Here is a 20,508-nt window from a genome sequence, read left to right as displayed (position 1 = left end):
TATTAGTCTGAGGTTAGTATGCTCACCGAATCGTGTTCGGCTGATTAACCTCACTGTAACAGGACGTTAATGCCTGCACTTTACTTTACGCTAACTGAATAACAGATCAATGAAACCGCTATGAATAATCCTGATTCAGTTCGTCACGTCAGCCGCATCACTCGCAACACACTGGCACTGGTACTGGCAGGCGGTCGTGGCTCGCGCCTCAAGCAGCTCACCCAGTGGCGGGCGAAGCCTGCAGTACCCTTCGGTGGCAAATTCCGCATAATCGACTTCCCCCTGTCCAACTGCGTCAATTCGGGCATTCGCAGGGTCGGAATCCTCACCCAGTACAAGTCGCACAGTCTCAACCAGCATATCCAGCGTGGCTGGGGCTTCATGCGCGGTGAATTGGGTGAGTTCGTCGAACTACTACCGGCCCAGCAACGCCTGGAGACGTCCTGGTACCAGGGCACGGCCGATGCGATATACCAGAACATCGACATTATTCGCGCCCACAAACCCGAGTATGTGCTGATCCTGGCAGGCGACCATATCTACAAAATGGACTATGGAACCATGCTCGCCGCGCACGTGGAGAGCGATGCTGACATCACCGTGGGCTGTATAGAGGTACCGCTTGAGCAAGCCTCGGCTTTTGGCGTGATGGCCGTTGACGACAGCGACCATGTGGTTGAGTTTCAGGAGAAACCGGAACACCCTCCCGCCATGCCAGACCGGCCGGACAAGGCGCTGGCGTCCATGGGGATTTACGTTTTCAAGACCAGCGTACTTATCGACGAGTTGATTCGCGATGCCAACACCGATGGCTCCAGCCGCGACTTCGGCAAGGACATTATTCCCAGCAACATTGGCAGGCGGAAGGTCAGTGCCTTTCCCTTTCGCGATGGTTCCAGCGGCGAATCAGCTTACTGGCGCGATGTGGGCACGCTTGATGCTTTCTGGGCGGCCAACCTGGAGCTGATCGGCATCAGCCCGGAACTGAACCTGTATGACCTGCGCTGGCCTATCTGGACTTACCAGGACCAGGTTCCCCCGGCCAAATTCATATTCGACGACGAGAACCGGCGGGGCATGTCCGTGGACTCGATGGTTGCCGGAGGTTCCATCATCTCCGGCTCTTCTGTGCGCCACTCCATGCTGTTTTCAAACGTACGTGTTCATTCCTATTCAGAGATCGAGGACTCGGTCATTTTCCCCCACGTGGAAATTGGCCGCCATTGCCTGATTCGCAAGGCAGTTATCGACAAGCACTGCTCTATTCCCGCTAACACACAGATCGGCGTGGACCCGGAGGAAGACGCCCGGCGCTTTCACGTCTCCCCTGGTGGCGTCGTACTGGTAACGCCCGAGATGCTCGGCCAGCGGGTGCACCATGCACTCTGACCAGCCGATGAAGGTCGTCCTGTGCTGGCATATGCACCAGCCGGAATATCGCAACATGGGCACCGGCACCTCCCAACTGCCATGGACCTACCTGCACGCCGTGAAGGACTATGTGGATATGGCAGCGCACCTGGAGGCGGTGCCGCGCGCAAAGGCGGTGGTGAACTTCGCACCTATCCTGCTGGAGCAGATTGAAGCCTACATCCGGGAAGTGAAGGCGTTCCTGGCAGGCAGGGGCACTATTAATGACCCGCTACTGGCAGACCTGGTCGAACCGGCCCTGCCGGGAGATGGTGAGCTACGTCTGGAATTGATGAAAAAGTGCCTGCAGGCCAACCGGGAACACATGATCGAACGGTTTGAACCCTATCGACGCCTTGCTGACCTGGCGAACTACTATAAAGAGCATCCCGCGTCACTGATCTACGCCTCCAACCAGTTCCTGGCCGACCTGCTGGTGTGGTATCACCTTTCCTGGCTGGCCGAGTCCGCGCGGCGAACTGACCCGCGCATCAGGGCGCTGCAGGAAAAGGGCTACAACTACACGCTCCATGAACGCCGTGACCTGCTGCAAATACTGCTGGAACTGCTTGAATCCGTGATCCCCCGTTATCGCGCGCTGGCAGAGTCGGGACAGGTGGAGCTGATCATGAGCCCCTACGCCCATCCCATTGTCCCTCTCTTGCTGGATATGGAGAGCGCCCACGAAGCGATGCCCGACGCGCACCTGCCCATCAACACCACCTACCCGGGCGGCAGAGAGCGCGCACGCTGGCACCTGCAACAGGGGCTGGATACCTTCGAACGCGTTTTCGGCCTGCGTCCTCAGGGCCTGTGGCCATCGGAAGGGGGAGTGAGCCAGGAATCACTGCCACTGTTCGAAGAGGCGGGATTTACCTGGCTGGCCAGCGGCGGCAGCGTGCTGAACAACAGCCACGACAACACGCATCACGGTTGCAGCCACAAGGTCTACCGCTTTGGCGAGGCCGGTATCAACTGTATTTTTCGCGATGACGGTCTCTCCGACCTCATCGGCTTCAGCTACTCAGACTGGCACGCCGAAGATGCAGTGGCCAATCTGGTGGGGCATATGGAGCATATCGCCGACCTCTGCCCCGACCGGAGCGACTGCCTCATTACCATTATCCTGGACGGGGAAAATGCCTGGGAGTATTACCCGGAGAATGCCTGGTACTTCCTGAGCCACCTGTACCAGACACTGGCGGAAAACACCAAGCTGGAGCTGACCACAGTGACGGACTTTATCCGCACGTGCGAGCCACAGCCTGTCCACGAAGAACACCTGGTAGCCGGTAGCTGGGTCTATGGCACGTTTTCCACATGGATCGGCGCCCCGGAAAAGAACCGCGCCTGGGACCTGCTGGTCGAGGCCAAGCGCTGCTTCGATGAGCAGGTTAAAGAAGGGAAACTGTCCGCGGAGCAGCTGCGGGACGCCAGCAGGCAATTGGCAATATGCGAGGGTTCCGACTGGTTCTGGTGGTTCGGGGATTACAATCCCGGTCCCACCGTCAGCCAGTTTGACCAGCTGTACCGAATGCACCTGGCACACCTTTACTACCTGCTCAACGTTGAAGCCCCCGGGTACCTGTCTGAAGTGATATCCCGTGGCGGAGGCCAACCCAGCCGCGGCGGAGTCATGCGCCACCACGACCAGAGCGCACAGTAATGCCACAGGCCAATCAGCGCAGGGCAGGCGTCCTGCTGCACCCCAGCAGCCTGCCGGGAGAGGCGTATACAGGCGAATTCGGGGCCGCAGCGAAGCGCTTTATCGACGCCATGGTCGCTGCGGGCCTGTCCATCTGGCAGGTGTTGCCACTGGGGCCGACTCACGATGACGGCTGTCCCTACCAATCCTCCTCGGTACACGCAGGAAACCCTGACCTGATCTGCCTGGACTGGCTGGTGGACCAGGGCATGCTGTCAGCGCAGCAGGCGGCCCAGGGGAAACGCGGTCCGCTTGAAAAACGCGCGGCGCTGGACCAGGCATCGCAGGTTTTCTTCGAGCAGTTGTTCAGCGCCGGCACGTCGGCACTGGTGAGCGCTTACAGTGAGTTTGCCGGGGAGGCGAACTTCTGGCTGGAGGACTATGTACGCTTCCAGGCGTTCCGTGACGCCGAAAAAAGCCAACCGTGGAGCACCTGGGAGCCTGGCCTGCGCAACCGTGAAACTGACACCTGCGACCGGCGGGCCATGGAGCTTGCGGAGCAGCTCAGCAAGCTGCGTTTTCGCCAGTTCATTTTCCATTGCCAGTGGGTCGAACTGAAAGCCTACGCCAACGAGCGCGGCATCCTGCTATTTGGTGACATGCCCATCTACGTGCATCTTGAGAGCGCAGATGTCTGGGCCCACCAGGAGAGTTTTGACCTGGATGAATACGGCCAGCCCATCACGGTGACCGGTGTACCACCGGATTACTTCTCGGCAGAGGGGCAGCTGTGGGGTAACCCGCAGTACAACTGGCGGCATATGCAAGACGATGGTTTTCAATGGTGGCTGCAACGCTTTGCTTCCGCAGCGCGCATGTTCGATATAGTGCGTATCGACCACTTCCGCGCGCTGGAGGCACACTGGGAAGTTCCCGCTGATGCCACCAGCGCCATAAACGGTCGCTGGGTACCCACACCCGGCCGGGAATTGCTCAACACGGTGCGCGAAAATTACCCCGAACTGCGCCTGATAGCGGAAAACCTGGGCGTTATCAGCCCGGAGGTAGAAGCACTGCGCAAGGATTTTGCCCTGCCCGGCATGCTTATTCTGCAATTCGCGTTCGACGGCAGCCCGGACAACCCCTACCTGCTCCACCACCACGATGAAAACGACGTGGTCTACAGCGGAACCCACGACAACGACACGTCCCTGGGGTGGTTTCTGGATCTTGACGATGCCACGCGCGAAAAGGTCTGCGGTTATTTCAACTGCACTGCGTCTGACATGCCCTGGGCGATGGTGAGCCAGGTGATGGCCTCCCGTGCCAACACCGCCATCGTACCCTGGCAGGACCTGCTTGGACTGGACGGCAGTCACCGCATGAACACACCGGGCACCACCTCGGGAAACTGGCGCTGGCGTTTCAACTGGGACCAGGTACCCGCAGACCTGTATCAACGGACACGGGACCTGCTGCAACAACACGGGCGACTCCGCGACTGATACCCGGGGGTGACTCCGCTGGTGATTATTTACCCGGTTCTGTGGATAATCACCCTACCCGAAATGATGGATTGAAGCTGATGATGCGTCCTGCTGCTCTGTTGCTGCTGCTGTTCACCCTTGATACCGCCGCCGGCGAGTTGCTGGTCACCGACGCCGACGGCACACCCTTGGCCCAGGCCATGGTAACGCGCACGCCGCTGGAGGTACCCGAGGCAGACCTGAGCGACGATGGCTACGCCCCTCACGGTGTGACCAATGTCTCAGCGATAACGGTGACGCGCTTTACCGCTGCCGACGGGCACGCCGATATTTTCGAGGAAGGTCAGTTCAGCTACCGCGTACGTGCCCAGGGGTACCAGGATGCCTGGTTCACTGAACCGCAGGACAGCATTGCCCTGGCACCCATGAATGAGCAGCAGCTACATGCCAGCTACCCCTCCAATGTGTGGCTGTCACAGATGCCTTTCGGCGGTGATGAAGAACTGAAACAAACCTTCCAGCTTAACTGCGCTTTCTGTCACCAGCAGGCTTCGCCCTTTATGCGCAATGAGCGCACCGTGGAGCAGTGGGTGAGTGTAATCGAGCGGATGAACAGCTACGGCGCCCGCCTGCCAGGGGACGACATTCACCAGGTGGCCGAAATCCTGCAAAAAGAGTATCGCCAATTGCGTGAGCACCCGGAGCAGGTGCCGCAACCCAGAACCTGGGAGCAACACCTGTCAGAAGTAGAGATGACCGAGTGGCCCATTGGCGACGGATTCTCGCAGATGCATGATTTCCTGCTGCACCCCAATGGCATGGTGTACGTGGGTGACAACCTGTTCGACCGCATTTACGAGATCGATACGGCAACCGGTGAGTACACGGTATACAAGGTACCCCACTATGAGGACGCCCGGGTCGGCGGCATCCTCGGAAATCGTTTTACCGTCTTCCCGAAGATGCACAACTATATGGGCGTGCACTCTTTCGCCTATTCAAAAAAAGACGGCAATATTTTCATTACCCCGTCCATGCAGCAATCGCTGCTGGAGTTCGATGTAAAGACCAAGGAATTCATCATCCACGACATGCCCGGTGGCTACTATCCGCACACCATTCGCACCGACGATGAGGACAGGGTGTGGTTCACCCTGGCACTGTCTTCCCAGGTGGCCATGTTCGACAGGAAAACCAGCGAGTTTACACTTTACGACCTGCCGGCCCGCGGCTTCCGGGAATGGCTGGTCCTGAAAAGCCTGCCACTGCTGTTCAGTCTGGCCCCGGAAAACCGGCCCACCCCCGAACCGGACCGCGAGGCAACCGGCCTGCCCATGCCCTATGGCATCGACGTCGCCCCTGATGGAGACATCTGGGTGGCACGGCTGTACGCCAACGACCTGGCGCATATAGACCCGGACAGCGGCGAGATCACTATGATCGACTTCCCCTTTGAGGGACCGCGTCGCCTGCGTGCAGACGCTGACGGCAATATCTGGGTGGTGGCCTTCCAGAACGGCCTGCTGGTGAAGTACGACCCGGTCAAGAAGGCCTTCACCCGCTACGAACTGCCGGTGGTCAATGAACTGCCCTATGCGCTGAACGTGGACCGGGACCGGGGCGTCGTCTGGGTAAATGGCAACCAGTCTGACACTATTCTCAGTTTTGATATCGCCAGCGAAAGCTGGAAAGTCTACCCGATGCCGCGCCAGCGCTTTTTTACCCGGGACATCGAGATCTCCGAGGAAGACGGCGCCATCTACACCAGCAACTCCCACTTCCCCACCTGGCAGTCGGAGGGCGCCACGCCAACCCTGCTGCGCATCACACCGCTGGAGCAGTGATGCCGCTGCGCCTCATCGCCTCGCTGGCGGCAGCCCTGTGCGCATCGGCCAGTGTCGCCGGGGACTGGCAATATTATGGCGGCGACCAGGGCGGTCGCCACTACTCCACGGCCGCACAGATCAATCGCGACAACGTCAGCCAACTGGACGTGGCCTGGGTGCATCGCAGCGGTGACCAACAGCACCTGGCCGAGTGGATGGGTAATACCTCTGCGCAGTCCACCCCACTTTTACTGCCGCCCAGGGCCGGTGAATCGCTGGTGTATTGCACCCCGTTTAACCGGATCATCGCCCTGGACCCGGCAACCGGCGCAGAACGCTGGAGCCATGACCCCGGCGTTAAACTGGCCGGCGAGCGACCTTTCCGCTGTCGCGGTGTGGCCTACTATGAAGAAACCCGGGTAGCGGACGGCGCTGCCTGCCGCCATCGACTGTACAGCAATACGCACGACCGGCGCCTGCTGGCGGTGGACGCGCGCAACGGTGAACCCTGCGCAGGCTTCGGCGAAAACGGCGTGCTGGCCCTGCACGGCAACGACCAGCCCGCCGACATGATCAGCACGTCTTCTGCTCCCCTGGTAGCGGCTGGCGTGGTCGTCACCGGCTCCACGGTTGTGGACTTTCATTATTCGCGCGCACCGCGCGGCACAGTGCAGGCTTTCGATAGCCTCACGGGCGAACTGCGCTGGCGCTTTGATCCACTGCAGGGCCAGGCGCAGAGCGGCGGTGCAAATGTGTGGGCGCCGATGTCCGTGGACGAGAAACTGGGGCTGGTATACCTGCCCACCAGTGCACCGTCGCCCGATTACTACGGCGTAAACCGGCCCGGCGACAACAATTACGCCAACAGTGTTGTTGCACTGGCGCTGGAGACAGGGGAACTGCGCTGGCACTTCCAGCACGTGCGCCACGACCTGTGGGATTACGATACCCCGGCGCAACCGATTCTCTTTGAGTGGACCCGCAACGGGAAGGCCATTCCGGCCCTGGCGCAGCCCACCAAGCAGGGATTTGTGTTCGTACTGGACCGCAGCACCGGCGAGTCGCTCTGGGAGATTACGGAACAACCGGTGCCACCCTCGCAGATTCCGGGCGAGTCCTCCGCACCTACCCAGCCCAAGCCCATTGCTCCCCCGCCGCTGCTGGACTCCTTCCTTATGCCGGCACAGGCCTGGGGGCTCACCTTCTGGGACCGCGGCGACTGCGCCCGGCAACTGGATGAACTGGACAACCTGGGCCTGTTCACGCCGCTGAGTGAAAAACTGACGCTGATGCTGCCAGGCAGTCTGGGCGGGGCCAACTGGGGCGGCGGTGCCATTCTCGGTGATTCAGGTGTGCTGGTGCTGAACGTCAACACTGCCCCGTTCACCGGCAGGCTGATACCTGCCTCGGCCAACCCGGGCGAGCGCGACAAGCGCGACCACCCGGCATCGGGTGAGCGCATGCGCGTGCCCATGCAGGGCACACCCTACGATGTCGAGGTCGGCGCCATGGTGTCCCCCCTGGGCATTCCCTGCAGTCCGCCGCCCTGGGGCAAACTGGTAGCGGTCGACCTGGAGCGCGGCGTAATTCTGTGGGAGCAGGCGCTGGGTTCGGTGCATGAACTGGGCCCGTTCCCCCTGCCCTTCCACATCAACTGGGGCACACCCAACCTGGGCGGTGGTATCGCCACAGCCGGTGGACTGTTTTTCATAGGCGCGACCATGGACCGACAAATACGCGCCTTCGACACACACAGCGGTGACATGCTGTGGAAATACACGCTGCCTGTAGATGCTACTGCCACTCCCATGACCTATACCTACAAGGGCCGCCAGTACGTGGTGATCAACGCCGGCGGGCATGCCATGTTCGGCCGCGCTCACGGTGATTACCTGTACGCCTTCGCCCTGGAGTCACCATGAAAAAGATATTGCTGGTACTGCTTCTCCTGATCGCGGGTTGCGCCACCTGGCTGGCGTTGCAGGACTCTCCGATGAAAACCCTGGAAGGCCTCGCGCTGCAGCATGCCGATAAATTGCCCCTGGCCTTTTTCGGTGAGCGCCTGTTCGATGAGCACTGCGCCAACTGCCACGACAATCCGCAGATGCACGCACCAACCCGTGAGTCGCTGTCAGGATTTTCCCTGGACTCGGTGATGGTGGCGCTGACCTTCGGCAAGATGCAGCCCATGGCCGCTAACCTCAGCAAGATCGAGCGCGGGCTGATCTCCATCTACCTCACCGGTTCAGATACGGGGCACTACGAGTGGCTGGCGGCGAGCACCTGTAGCAATGCCCCCGCTCCCCCTGGCGTCACCTACTCGGGAGACTGGGGCCTGGGACCTGGCAACCAGCGCTTTGCCAGCCCGGTGCACAGCAACATAGACCGGGACAATGTGGCCACGCTGGAACTGGACTGGGCGCTGGCTTTTCCCAAGGTCACCGATATGCGCTCTCAGCCGGCCGTGGTTGGCGATACGCTTTATTTCGGCGACAAGACCGGCAGGCTCTACGCGATTGATCGCAAGCTGGGGTGCATACGCGCGCACACCAAGGTCGCCAGTGGCATTCGCTCGGCAATTACCCTCGCCGAAGACGGCAGCGGCAAGCCGATACTGGTGTTCGCCGACTCCATGGCATTTGTCTATGCCGTGGATCCGGCCAGTCTGGAAATAGAGTGGAAAGCCGACGTACGACTGTTCGACACATCCACCATTACCGGCTCGGTCAGCTACCATGACGGCAGACTGTTTGTGCCTGTGTCCTCCTATGAAGTGGCCGCGGCCGGCAACCCCCAGCATGTCTGCTGCACGTCTCACGGTGGCATCATCGCCCTGGACGCCAGCGACGGTGATCGCCTGTGGGAATGGCACGCCACCGCAGACGCGACCGAACAAGGCGTTGATCGCGACGGCAAACCGATGTTCGGCCCCTCTGGCGTTTCCGTGTGGAGCACACCGACTATCGACGCGGGGCGCAACCGCCTCTACGCCGGCACCGGGGAAAACCTCTCCCATCCCGCCACGGCTACCTCGGACGCGGTGATTGCGCTGGACCTGGACTCGGGGGAGTTGCTGTGGAGCTTCCAGGCCACCGCCGACGATGTCTGGAACGCGGCCTGCCTCAACGACGGCGCCAACTGCCCGGAAAACGCCGGTGGTGATTTCGATATCGGCGCTTCGGTGATTCACGCAACGCTGGATGACTCAACGGAGCTGTTACTGGTGGGCCAGAAGTCCGGTGACGCCATGGCGCTGGACATGAACGGCAAACTAGTGTGGAAACAGCAGGTGAGCAACGCCGCCATCGGCCCCGACCTGCACCAGACCACCACCAACGGCGGCATCCACTGGGGCATGGCGCTGTCCGGGGAGCACCTGCTGGTACCCGCTGCCGACCCTGAGCGGCCGCGCCCGGGTTACGACCCCAGACCGGGAATACACGCACTTGAGGTGCGCAGCGGCGAACCCATCTGGTTCCAGGGTGTGGAACGTGGCTGTTACCTGGCGGAGGAGGACAAGCCCCTGGTGGGCCTGCAGAGCATGCGCGAAGGCAAGAGCCGCTCGCTGGAGGAGCAGTACCAGTGCTCGTTCTTCTATGGGCTTTCCGCCGCGGCAACCGCGACCGAGGAAGTGGTTTTCAGCGGCGGCCTGAACGGGATACTGCGCGCCTATGATATTCGCAACGGCGACATACTCTGGCAGACCGCAACGGCAAAGCCCTTCGACACAATCAACGGTGTGAAGGGTCACGGTGGCTCCATCGATGTAGACGGACAGGTGCTGGCCGGGGACTGGCTCTACGTGCAGTCCGGCTATTCCATGTTCGGGCAGTTACCCGGCAACGTACTACTGGCCTATCGCCTGCGACAGTAAACGCGGGCCATGATGACCAGCGTTCACACCGGCTTGTTGGCGGCCTCGGCTGCTTCTGCTGGCGCCTCACGCGGCATCACCTCGGCTACGGTGCTGGCATTGCCATCGCGCACGGAACGGTAGTGCGGCGACGTTATCTCCACCTGATGACCGTGGAACTCGTCGAGAATATTGGCGTGTAACATAGAGTAGATGGCCGGTAGCTCCTCGGGTGAACGTGTCCAGCCGTTGATCTCGTAGCTCACATAGTTGTCGTCCAGCGAGGTTTGTAAAACAAAGGGCGCTGGCGTTTCCGCGATGTGGTCTGTCTTCTGTGCGGCCGCGATCAATAACTGGTTAACAGTCTGCCACGGCACGTCGTAGCCGATGGTAACGCTGGTGTGCACCAGCAGGCCCTTCTGCCCCATATTCTTGCTGTAATTGATGATGTTGTTGGTCAGCACCATGGAATTGGGTATGGAAACAATCACATTCTTGAGGGTCTGGATGCGGGTCACGAAGGTGCTGCGCTCTACCACCCGGCCACGGGTGCCACCCACCTCCACCTGGTCTCCCACGCTGAAAGCCCGTGTGTACGTCAGCACCGTGCCGGCGATCACGTTGGAGACTGCAGTGGTTGAACCCAGCGAGACCAGCACTCCCACAAAGATCGATATGCCCTGGAAGGCGGGTGAGCTGGAGCCGGGCAAGTAGGGAAAAATAATCACCGCGGTTAACGCATAGATCAGTAGCTTGACGAGCCCGAAACTGGTGTCGGCCCACTCCGGGTAGAAGTTTTTCAGGTAGATTCTGCGGGTGCGTATACCTTCGAATATAAGCCCCAGGGTTCTGATGACAAAGCGTGCCACGACCAGGATCAACACAATGGTGACGAGGTTGGGCAGATAACTGACGAACCCGGTCCAGACATAGACCAGCGCATCCAGGAAGCTGGTGATCATCGATGCAGCCAGGCGCAGCGTCCAGCCGGAGGTTAGAAGCAACCCGTTGATGGCCGACAGTATGAACAGCAGGGAGAGAAGCCGACCCAACCAGGTCCAGACACTCATCCACAGGTTTTTCATGTCGGCGGCAGAAAGCAGGTCCTGCGCCTGCCAGCGCAGCGCACGGTAGCGCTCTTCGGGCGCCGCCTCCATACGCTTGAGCCGGCGCGAGATATAAACCCGGGTGAGCAACAGAAGCAGCAACGATACGCCAATAATTGTCGCAGCGATAACCAGGCGCATCAGTGGTGCCGAGGCATCCATGTGGTCAAAGAGTCGCAATACCAGCAAGGTATCCTCGTTGATCGGCATTACCTGGGTCACGGCCTGTTCTACCGTCTGGTCGGCGACCGGCGCCGCCATAATTTCATTCGGGTCCGACATATTGCTACTCTGATTGGTTTGGCGCATTGAAGGATAGCAGGGACTTCCCTCGACCAACACACTGTATACTGTACCGGCGCGCTGCCGCTGCATTACACTGGCACTCATGGAAGCCTTTGATGCAATTTACGCGCGCGCCTGTGAACGTCACGGTGGCGCCGACCTCCTGAGCAGCCTGATGCCAACGGTGCGCAGTCAGCGTGCCCTCGCCGCCACACACAACCATCGATGGCTGGCGGAAATGACCCGCTGTACCTTCCAGGCTGGATTCGTCTGGCGCGTTATCAATCGAAAATGGGATGATTTTGAAGACGTGTTTTTCGGTTTCCCGCCGGAAAAAATACTGATGCTAAGCCCCGAACAGATCGACCGCATTGCGCAGAATCCGCGCATCGTGCGCAACCGGCAGAAAGTGCTGTGCGTGCAGCACAACGCGCAGTACATCTGCGACGTGGCAAAGGAGCATGGCAGCTTTGGCAAATGGGTGAGCCGCTGGCCCGAGGATGACCTCATCGGTCTGTTCCGGCACATGAAGCAATACGGCAGTCGGCTGGGCGGCATGACCGGCCAGCGCGTACTGCGCAACATGGGCAAGGACACCTTCGTGGTGACTGGCGACGTGGTCAGGTGCCTGCGCCGCGCGGGCCTGGAGATCACCGACAACCCCACCAGCCAGCGCGACCTGAAACGCATCCAGGCCACGTTCAACCAGTGGCATGAAGCCTCCGGCCTGCCCTACAGTCACATCAGCCGTATCTGCGCCTGTTCTGTCGATTGACGGCAGGGGTAAGCCGGCTGCCGCAAACCTCAGGCTCGCTACATTCCCGCCTGCGCGGATATAGAACAGTGACTGCAACGCCCTTTCCCCCTGCGTTCTTGATCCAGATCAAGCTCGTGACGCATGCGCCCCGGCTTTAGCCAATATGAGGTATGAGCTGAAATCCCGGTGCCGCCATAGTGGCTGGAATAGACAACTGCTATAACGAGGGAAGGACAATGAACGCACCGCAGAAGACACAGGCAGAACAACTCTACCAGGCCGCCCGCGACCTGGTTCCAAACTTGCGCGCGCGGGAAAAGGAGACCGCCGCACTGGGGCAACTCCCGGATGCGACCATCGCGGCCATGCAGGAAGCCGGCTTCTTCCGCATCATGCAGCCCGCGCGTTACGGCGGCTTTGAGTTGGACCCGGAGGTTTTCTTCAAGGTGCAGATGACCCTGGCCGAGGGCTGCATGTCCACTGCCTGGGTACTGGGTGTGGTGGCGATTCACAACTGGCAACTGGCGCTGTTCGATGACCGCGCACAACAGGATGTCTGGGGCGAAGACGACTCGACACTGATCTCCTCTTCCTACATGCCGGTAGGTAAAGTTGAGCATGTGGACGGAGGCTACAAGCTGTCGGGACACTGGGGTTTCTCCTCGGGCTCCAAGCACTGCGACTGGGCGTTTCTGGGGGCCATGGTGCCACCGAAGAACCCGGGCGAAGCACCTGACTACCGCACCTTCCTGGTGCCGCGCAGCGACTACGAGATCGTGGAGAACTGGAATGTGTCCGGACTTGAGGGTACCGGCAGTCACGATATAACCGTCAAGGATGCATTTGTACCGGAGTACCGCACGCACCGTTCCGTTGATGGCTTCGAGTGCAACAGCCCCGGCAACGCGGTAAACGACCACTACATATTCCGCCTGCCCTTCGGCCAGATTTTCGTCCGCGCGGTATCCTCTTCCAGCATCGGTTGCCTCAAGGGTGTGATCGACAGCTATGTGCAGGTCAACAAGGAGCGTGTCGGACTCAACGACGGTAACAAGGTCGCCCAGGACCCGGATGCGCGTATGGCGCTGGCCGAGTGCATCGCTGCCGTTGACGAGTGCCAGACCATCATGTTCCGCAACTTCGACAGGATGGTGGAGGCTGCGCGCAACGGCGTGGCGCTCGAAATCGAGGATCGCATCAAGATGCGCTTTGACGCGGCCCTGGTCTCACGCAAATGCACTGACGCCATCAACCTGATGTTCAACGCCTGCGGCGCCCAGGGTATTTTCCGCGATCATCCTCTGAACCGCGCGTGGCTTGATATCAACGCCGGCCGACAGCACGTGGCCAACAACCCCTTCAAGTTCGGCCGCAATGTCGGCGCCGTGATGATGGGCGCTAACAACGAGGATTTCTTCCTCTAGGCAACGCACGGGGGCGGTTCTCAGGCTTGAACCGTCCCCCTTGATAGATATCAACAACCGCAGCAAGTGCCCCCTTCTTGCCCATACCCGTGGCAACGCCGTCGGGGGCAGACCCTAATCACACCACAACGTGGAAAACGGAGAACAGTAAATGACCGTAGCAGCAAAGACCACCCAGGCAAAACGCGAACCCTACCAGATAAAAACTGACGAGCGCGAAGAGCGCTATGCTCGCGGCTGGTACGTGGTCGGCGCCACCAACAGCATTAACCTCAAGCCACGGGCACTGAACGTGTTCGGCACCAAACTGGTGGCGTACCGCGGTAAAGAAGACGGCGAAGTACATATTCTCGATGCCTACTGCCCGCACATGGGCGGTGACCTTTGTGGCGGTGAGGTAACCGGTAATTCAGTGGTTTGCCCTTTCCACCTGTGGAGCTGGGGCGCCGACGGTGTCTGTGACGACATCCCCTACGCCAACAAGATCCCCGACAAAGCGGTCATCAAGTCCTGGCCCGTGCTGGAAAAGAATGGACTGGTCTTTGTATGGCAAGACCCCGAAGGCAACCCGCCTATCCCCGAACAGGAACCGGCGCGCATGGAAGACTGGTATTCCGAGTCCTGGACGGATTGGGAGATGGAAGCCATTCCCATCGAGTCGCTGGGCCGGGAACTGGTGGACAACATGGCGGATATGGCCCACTTTGGCCCCATTCACTATTCCAGCGTAAAGTCCTTCAGGAACACCATGGAAGGGCATCAGTTTGTACAGTACATGGTGGGTGGGCACGATATTCTCACTGAAGGCGACGAGGGACTGATTACTTCCGTTGCGCGTTATGAAGGCCCTGCCTACATGACCACGACCATGACCGGTCTCATGGATGGGCACCCGATGAAGGTACACCTCCTGGTGAGCCATATCCCTACTGACATGAACCAGTTCGTCATCAATTTCGGCGTGATGATGATGAAGAACCCGAAGGCATCAAAAGCGCAGAACACGGCTTTGGTGCAGGAATACATGGAGAAGAACATTGAGTCCTTCCACCAGGACGTGGCGGTGTGGAACAACAAGTGCATTATCGACAACCCCCTGCTATGTGACGGGGACGGCCCCATCAACCTGGTACGCAAGTGGTACAGCCAGTTCATGACCAATGTGGACGAGGTACAGCCCAACCAGGTGAAAGCTCGCGAACACGTGACGATGGAGGGACCGACTGTTGAGGAAGTACTGGCCAAGCAGGGCTTCTGACCACCCTGGCTGGTTAACAAAGCGGCCTGCGCCGGCTGGTGGGTTTTACCCCGCCTGTCGGCGCAGCACGTGAGCGCAATAAAGCGCTGCCGATAACAGCACCACCGCCCCGCCCTGGTGGCTCGCCGCCAGCCAGACCGGCACATGCAACAGCAGAGTGCTGATACCCAGTATCACCTGTAACCACAGCGCAGCCAGCAACAGCAACACAGCGACCCTGCCCTGCCCGCTCAACCCCCGACGCCACACCACCAGCGCAAACGCATGCACTACCGCGAACAGGATGTAAGCGAATATACGGTGATTGAACTGCACGGTGGTGATGTCCTCAAACGCGGAGAGCCACGCCGGAGACATGCTGTAGAGGCCGGGTGGGATAAATGTGGTGCCCATCAGCGGCCAGGTACTGTAGGCGAAACCTGCCCGTGTTCCCGCCACCAGGCCGCCACTCAGTATCATCAGGTAGATCAGCGCAACCAGCCACAGCGACTTGCCACCGCGCTGCTGCGAGGCCGCGCCGCGCGAGAACAGCAGGTCAAACGCCAGCCAGAGCATATAGGCGTAAATCGCAAAGGCCAGACCAAGGTGCGAGGTGAGGCGGTACTGACTGACCCGTGGGTTGTCCACCAGGCCGCTCTTGACCATGTACCAGCCCAACAGGCCCTGGCAACCGCCCAGGAGAAACAGCATCCACAGCCGCGGCATCATGCCTGCGCGCACCCTGCCCTTTACGGCGAAGTACACCATGGGCAGGAAATACAGCACACCAATCAGGCGCCCCAGCACCCGGTGCAGGTATTCGTACATGAAGATGTACTTGAACCCCGCCAGGTCCATGCCGCGATTGACTTGCTGGTACTCGGGAAACTGCCGGTATTTCTCAAAGGTGGCCAGCCACGCCTCTTCGGAGAGCGGGGGAATAATTCCCATCAACGGCTTCCACTCCACCATGGACAGGCCGGAGCCGGTGAGTCGGGTGACGCCACCGAGCACGATCATGCCGAAAATTACCGCGGCACAAAGCAGCAGCCAGTAGGCGACCTGGCGGTCGTAGTGAATCTGTCTTTGGTTGGTCAGCATAAGGTTCGTCTGAAGCGTTGAATGGATCTGGTGATAGTTGCGATTCAGGGTGCCGCAGCACCCTGTGCAGGGTCATTCCCGCAGCAGCGGGAATGACAGCGCAGTGGACAGGCTTTCTCTCTAGATACGCTCAAACAGTGCGGCAATGCCCTGGCCGCCACCGATACACATCGTGGATACCGCATAGCGGCCGCCAGTGCGCTCCAGTTCATACAGGGCCTTGACGGTAATCAGGGCGCCGGTGGCACCAATGGGGTGACCCAGGGAAATTCCCGAACCGTTGGGATTGACCTTGGCCGGGTCCAGACCCAGTTCCTTCACCACGGAAAGCGCCTGGGCGGCAAATGCCTCGTTGCATTCCCATACGTCCACATCGTCCTGGGCAACGCCGGTCTTTTCGAGCAACTGGCGCACCGCCGGGGCGGGGCCTATACCCATGATCGCAGGGTCTACACCTGCCACGGAATAACCGACCATACGCGCCATGGGCTTGAGGCCCTTCGCTTCGGCGACACTCCTTTCCATCAGTACCAGCGCAGAGGCGGCGTCGTTAATGCCTGAGGCGTTGGCCGCCGTCACGCTGCCGTCTTTCTTGAAGGCCGGGCGCAGGCCGGAGAGGGATTCCGCGGTGGCGCCGTCGCGCACGTGCTCGTCAGTCTCAAAAATGGTGACACCTTTGCGGGTCTTTATCTCGATAGGCAGGATCTGCTCCACAAATCGGCCTTCCTGCTGGGCCTGCACGGCGCGGCGATGGCTCTCGGCGGCGAACGCGTCCTGTTCCTCGCGGCTGACGCTGTATTTTTCAGCCAGGTTTTCCGCGGTTACACCCATGTGGTAATCGTTTACCGGACAGGTCAGTGCACCCATCATCGCGTCGACCATGACGCCGTCACCCATGCGCGCACCGAAGCGGGCACTGGGCAGCCAGTAGGGAACCCGGCTCATGGATTCAGCACCGCCCGCCACCGCAGCGTCACAATCGCCCAGCAGAATCACCTGCGCAGCGGAAATAACCGCCTGCAGGCCCGAGCCGCACAGGCGGTTCACGGTCAGTGCGGGCGTCTCATTGGGCAGGCCGCCCTTCAAAGCTGCGACACGGCTCATGTACATATCACGACGGTCGGAGTGGGTGACATTACCGAACACACAGTGACCGATATCGGCACTGTCGACACCGGCGCGCTGCACTGCCTCGGCCACAACCTGCCCCGCCAGTTCGGTCGCCGGAACATCCTTCAGGCTGCCGCCAAAATCTGCGATGGCGGTGCGTACACCGCTCAAAATCACTACTTCACGATTACTCATGCTTCTCTCCGGGAGTTCGGTTGTTACTCATCAAATCAGGCGGGCGACACTTTACCAGATCGCCCACGGGAAAACAGGTCCGCTCAGGCCTGCAGTTCGGGAAGGTCACGGTACAACTCAAGGGCCTGCGGATTAGCCAGCGCGTCAGTATTTTTCACCGGTTGGCCGTGCACCACATTGCGCACCGCCAACTCGACAATTTTGCCGCTGATGGTACGCGGTATATCGTCGACCTGAATGATCACCGCGGGTACATGTCGCGGCGTGGTGTTCTCGCGAATGGACTGGCGAATGCGCTCGCGCAGGGCATCATCAAGGTCCAGGCCCTCACGCAATACAACAAACAGCACCACGCGCACGTCGTCGCCCCAGTCCTGGCCTATTACAATACTTTCCACGACTTCTTCTACCCGCTCCACCTGGCGGTAAATCTCGGACGTGCCAATACGCACACCACCCGGGTTCAGCACAGCGTCGGAGCGGCCGTGGATAATAAAGCCACCATGCCCGGTTATTTCTCCATAATCGCCGTGCGCCCAGACGTTGGGATAGCTGTCGAAGTAGGCCGCATGGTACTTGCTGCCATCGGCGTCGTTCCAGAAGCCGACAGGCGCGCAGGGAAAGGGCCGGGTGCACACCAGCTCTCCCTTTTCCCCGATGACAGGCTCTCCAGACTCGTCCCATATCTCCACTGACATACCGAGGCCGGCGGCCTGAATCTCACCCACATAAACCGGCAGCACCGGGCAGCCCCCCACAAAACAGGAAAGAATGTCCGTACCGCCGGATATGCTGGAGAGGCAGACGTCAGCCTTGAAGTCACGGTAGACGTATTCAAAACTTTCGTGAGACAGCGGCGAACCTGTGCTCAGGATGGTGCGCAGGGTATCCAGTCGGTGGCTGAGCGCAGGCCTGTGCCCGGCTTTTTCCAGTGCGGCAATAAACTTCGCGCTGGTACCGAAAACGGAAATGCCCTCATTGTCGATGGCATCCAGCAGCAAGCTGCCCTCACTGGCAAAGGGCGAGCCGTCATACAACACCACGGTAGCACCGGTGGCGAGTCCGGAGACCAGCCAGTTCCACATCATCCAGCCACAGGTGGTGAAATAGAAAAGCACGTCGTCGCGGTCCAGGTCGACATGCAATCGATGCTCTTTGATGTGCTGTAAAAGGGTACCGCCCGCGCCGTGAACAATGCACTTGGGCACGCCGGTGGTTCCCGAGGAATACATGATGTACAGCGGGTGATCAAAGGGCAGCCGCTGAAAATCAATCCGGGTTGCAGATGCGTCCAGGTAATCCGGGAACAGTACGGCATTGTCGATGCCATCCAGATCGGGAGACTGCTCCAGCAACGGCACCACCACCACCGCCTCGATGCTGCTGATCTGCCGGCGAATTTCCGCCAGGCGCTGCAGCGAATCGCAGCGCTTGCCGTTGTAGTGATAGCCATCTGCCGCAAACAGTACTTTCGGCTCAATCTGGCCGAAGCGATCCATCACCCCGTTAATACCGAAGTCCGGCGAGCAGGATGACCACAGCGCCCCCAAGCTGGTGGTGGCCAACATGGCCACCACTGTCTCTTCGATGTTGGGCATGAAACCGGCCACGCGGTCACCGGCCACCACCCCTTGCGCGCGCAGCGCGGACGCCAGCCGGGCGACCTGGGCGTAGAGCCCGGCATAGCTCAGTTCCCGGCGTTCGCCATTTTCCAGCAGGGACACCAGGGCGGTGCGCTCATCGCGAAAACGCAGCAGGTTCTCGGCGAAGTTGATGCGTGTATGCGGAAACCAGCGCGCGCCCGGAAATCGCTGCGCGTCCACCAGCGCGGGACTGAGCTCGCCCTCTCCGATTACGTCACCGTCCTGCCAGATGGCCGTCCAGAAGGCGGCGGGGTCAGCCACCGACCAGTGATGCAAGCCCGCGTAGTCATTGCCCACCGGAAGACCGCGCTCCCTGAGTGCGGACTGGAAACGCGTCAGATGCGCCTTTGCGATACGTTCTTCAGAGGGTGTCCACAGTGGTTGATTCATCGTCTTGTCCTCCTGGTTCAGCTTGCGAACTATGGACATCGGCAATATATTTATCAAATATATTTTATGGATCTATCGATAGATATTTATTATGAATGTATCCCTGCGCCAACTACGAGCCTTTGTCACGCTCGCCCAGAGTCGCTCCTTTGCCGAGGCCAGTGAACGTCTGCACCTGTCGCAGCCCGCGCTCAGTGTCGCCATCAAGAACATGGAACGCGAGGCAGGTGGCAGCCTGTTTGACCGCTCCACCCGCTCGCTGCAACTGAGCCCGGAAGGCCGGCAGTTCCTGCCGGCGGCCCGGCGCCTGCTGGCGGACTGGGAGAAGGCCTTCGATGATCTGGGGCGCGCTTTCAGCCTGCAGCAGGGTAAGGTCAGCGTCGCGGTGATGCCTGCTTTTGCCGTCAACCAGTTTCCCGAGGCCCTGGCCAGCTTCCAGGGGCAGTACCCGGATATCAATATCACCGTGGAGGATATCGTCATGGAACTGGTTATCGACGCAGTGCGCGAGGGAAAAGTGGACATGGGTATCACGTTCGAACCCGAGCAACTGGACGGCGTGGACTTCCTGCCGCTGTTCACTGACCGCTGGGTTGCCCTGGTACACCCGCAATCACCCCTGGCAGGGAGAAAAAGCCTGTCCTGGTCGGCACTGGTTACAGAGCCATTTGTCGCCATGAACCGTGGGTCCTGGTCGCGAGCCTCTACCGACCGCGCCATGAGTGCGGCGGGCGTCACGCCCTCGCGCCTGCTGGAGGCCAACCAGCTCGCGACCATTGGCCGGATGGTCGCGGTGGGGCTGGGCGTGGCGGCAGTGCCGGCACTGTGCCGTGGCCAGATGGAGAGCATGGGCGTTGTCTGCAAACCCCTGGGTAAACCGGAGATCGCAAGATCAGTGGGCATATTCACCCGGCGGCGCCACGCCCTGTCACAGCCGGCGCAGGCCCTGCTCCTTTGCCTGCAGCAGCACTTCGGCTCCGCTACTGGCCGTGAGTCGTGCTCCTGACGTAGAATTCGCCTCCCGATGACAGAGCCACCC

Annotated in this window: 14 protein-coding genes; 10 read left to right on the top strand and 4 right to left on the bottom strand. The window is 60.2% G+C overall.

Annotated elements, in window-relative coordinates:
• Window positions 1-120: 120 nt before the first annotated feature.
• From glgC to C0039_RS12215, 6 genes are all read left to right on the top strand, one after another.
• On the top strand, window positions 121-1,389 hold the full coding sequence (gene glgC / locus C0039_RS12240; RefSeq protein WP_076000277.1) for a glucose-1-phosphate adenylyltransferase: 1,269 nt from the start codon (window positions 121-123) through the stop codon (window positions 1,387-1,389).
• Window positions 1,379-3,076 carry a glycoside hydrolase gene (locus tag C0039_RS12235; RefSeq protein WP_101518201.1) on the top strand — a complete coding sequence of 566 codons (1,698 nt, stop codon included), beginning with the start codon at window positions 1,379-1,381 and terminating at the stop codon, window positions 3,074-3,076. Before glgC ends, C0039_RS12235 begins: the two co-directional genes overlap by 11 nt.
• Entirely contained in the window at window positions 3,076-4,560 is a 1,485-nt protein-coding gene (gene malQ, locus C0039_RS12230) for a 4-alpha-glucanotransferase (RefSeq protein ID WP_101518200.1), read from the top strand. The genes C0039_RS12235 and malQ overlap by 1 nt, the downstream gene beginning before the upstream one ends.
• Window positions 4,561-4,640: 80 nt before the next feature.
• Entirely contained in the window at window positions 4,641-6,386 is a 1,746-nt protein-coding gene (locus tag C0039_RS12225) for a Vgb family protein (protein ID WP_207796434.1), read from the top strand.
• Window positions 6,386-8,290 carry a pyrroloquinoline quinone-dependent dehydrogenase gene (locus tag C0039_RS12220; protein ID WP_243391606.1) on the top strand — a complete coding sequence of 635 codons (1,905 nt, stop codon included), beginning with the start codon at window positions 6,386-6,388 and terminating at the stop codon, window positions 8,288-8,290. The genes C0039_RS12225 and C0039_RS12220 overlap by 1 nt, the downstream gene beginning before the upstream one ends.
• The gene (locus tag C0039_RS12215; RefSeq protein ID WP_101518199.1) at window positions 8,287-10,242 is read left to right on the top strand and encodes an outer membrane protein assembly factor BamB family protein; all 1,956 of its coding nucleotides are present in this window, start codon (window positions 8,287-8,289) and stop codon (window positions 10,240-10,242) included. The genes C0039_RS12220 and C0039_RS12215 overlap by 4 nt, the downstream gene beginning before the upstream one ends.
• 23 nt (window positions 10,243-10,265) lie before the next feature.
• On the opposite strand, the gene C0039_RS12210 is transcribed toward C0039_RS12215, so the two are convergent.
• Entirely contained in the window at window positions 10,266-11,609 is a 1,344-nt protein-coding gene (locus C0039_RS12210; RefSeq protein WP_165787117.1) for a mechanosensitive ion channel family protein, read from the bottom strand.
• 106 nt (window positions 11,610-11,715) lie between these two features.
• Between C0039_RS12210 and C0039_RS12205 the strand changes: the two genes are divergently transcribed.
• The 3 genes from C0039_RS12205 (at window position 11,716) to C0039_RS12195 (ending at window position 15,051) form a co-directional block, all read left to right on the top strand.
• On the top strand, window positions 11,716-12,387 hold the full coding sequence (locus C0039_RS12205) for a DNA-3-methyladenine glycosylase I (protein WP_076000272.1): 672 nt from the start codon (window positions 11,716-11,718) through the stop codon (window positions 12,385-12,387).
• Window positions 12,388-12,605: 218 nt separating this feature from the next.
• The gene (locus C0039_RS12200; protein WP_101518197.1) at window positions 12,606-13,793 is read left to right on the top strand and encodes a flavin-dependent monooxygenase; all 1,188 of its coding nucleotides are present in this window, start codon (window positions 12,606-12,608) and stop codon (window positions 13,791-13,793) included.
• 151 nt (window positions 13,794-13,944) lie between these two features.
• Window positions 13,945-15,051, top strand: coding sequence for a 3-ketosteroid-9-alpha-monooxygenase, oxygenase component (locus tag C0039_RS12195; RefSeq protein ID WP_076000270.1), 1,107 nt, complete (start codon window positions 13,945-13,947; stop codon window positions 15,049-15,051).
• Between the two features lie 45 nt (window positions 15,052-15,096).
• On the opposite strand, the gene C0039_RS12190 is transcribed toward C0039_RS12195, so the two are convergent.
• From C0039_RS12190 to C0039_RS12180, 3 genes are all read right to left on the bottom strand, one after another.
• Entirely contained in the window at window positions 15,097-16,131 is a 1,035-nt protein-coding gene (locus C0039_RS12190) for a COX15/CtaA family protein (protein ID WP_076000269.1), read from the bottom strand.
• Between the two features lie 120 nt (window positions 16,132-16,251).
• A complete protein-coding gene (locus C0039_RS12185; protein WP_076000268.1) occupies window positions 16,252-17,436 on the bottom strand; it encodes an acetyl-CoA C-acyltransferase family protein in 1,185 nt (394 codons plus the stop codon).
• Window positions 17,437-17,519: 83 nt separating this feature from the next.
• Entirely contained in the window at window positions 17,520-19,469 is a 1,950-nt protein-coding gene (locus C0039_RS12180) for an acetoacetate--CoA ligase (protein WP_076000267.1), read from the bottom strand.
• Window positions 19,470-19,560: 91 nt separating this feature from the next.
• On the opposite strand from C0039_RS12180, the gene C0039_RS12175 reads away from it, so the two are divergent.
• Complete coding sequence (locus tag C0039_RS12175; protein ID WP_076000266.1) at window positions 19,561-20,475, top strand: LysR family transcriptional regulator; 915 nt, start codon at window positions 19,561-19,563, stop codon at window positions 20,473-20,475.
• The last annotated feature ends 33 nt before the right edge of the window (window positions 20,476-20,508 follow it).

It is taken from the genome of Pseudohalioglobus lutimaris, assembly GCF_002866825.1.
Taxonomy (GTDB): domain Bacteria; phylum Pseudomonadota; class Gammaproteobacteria; order Pseudomonadales; family Halieaceae; genus Halioglobus; species Halioglobus lutimaris.
This window is presented reverse-complemented; position numbering and strand designations above follow the sequence as displayed.

Coding starts and splice junctions, on each gene's coding strand:
- C0039_RS12195 (WP_076000270.1), top strand. CDS start 13,945: ATGACCGTAGCAGCAAAGACCACCCAGGCAAAACGCGAACCCTACCAG.
- C0039_RS12185 (WP_076000268.1), bottom strand. CDS start 17,436: ATGAGTAATCGTGAAGTAGTGATTTTGAGCGGTGTACGCACCGCCATC.
- C0039_RS12210 (WP_165787117.1), bottom strand. CDS start 11,609: ATGTCGGACCCGAATGAAATTATGGCGGCGCCGGTCGCCGACCAGACG.
- C0039_RS12235 (WP_101518201.1), top strand. CDS start 1,379: ATGCACTCTGACCAGCCGATGAAGGTCGTCCTGTGCTGGCATATGCAC.
- C0039_RS12220 (WP_243391606.1), top strand. CDS start 6,386: ATGCCGCTGCGCCTCATCGCCTCGCTGGCGGCAGCCCTGTGCGCATCG.
- C0039_RS12175 (WP_076000266.1), top strand. CDS start 19,561: ATGAATGTATCCCTGCGCCAACTACGAGCCTTTGTCACGCTCGCCCAG.
- malQ (WP_101518200.1), top strand. CDS start 3,076: ATGCCACAGGCCAATCAGCGCAGGGCAGGCGTCCTGCTGCACCCCAGC.
- C0039_RS12205 (WP_076000272.1), top strand. CDS start 11,716: ATGGAAGCCTTTGATGCAATTTACGCGCGCGCCTGTGAACGTCACGGT.
- C0039_RS12200 (WP_101518197.1), top strand. CDS start 12,606: ATGAACGCACCGCAGAAGACACAGGCAGAACAACTCTACCAGGCCGCC.
- glgC (WP_076000277.1), top strand. CDS start 121: ATGAATAATCCTGATTCAGTTCGTCACGTCAGCCGCATCACTCGCAAC.
- C0039_RS12190 (WP_076000269.1), bottom strand. CDS start 16,131: ATGCTGACCAACCAAAGACAGATTCACTACGACCGCCAGGTCGCCTAC.
- C0039_RS12180 (WP_076000267.1), bottom strand. CDS start 19,469: ATGAATCAACCACTGTGGACACCCTCTGAAGAACGTATCGCAAAGGCG.
- C0039_RS12215 (WP_101518199.1), top strand. CDS start 8,287: ATGAAAAAGATATTGCTGGTACTGCTTCTCCTGATCGCGGGTTGCGCC.
- C0039_RS12225 (WP_207796434.1), top strand. CDS start 4,641: ATGATGCGTCCTGCTGCTCTGTTGCTGCTGCTGTTCACCCTTGATACC.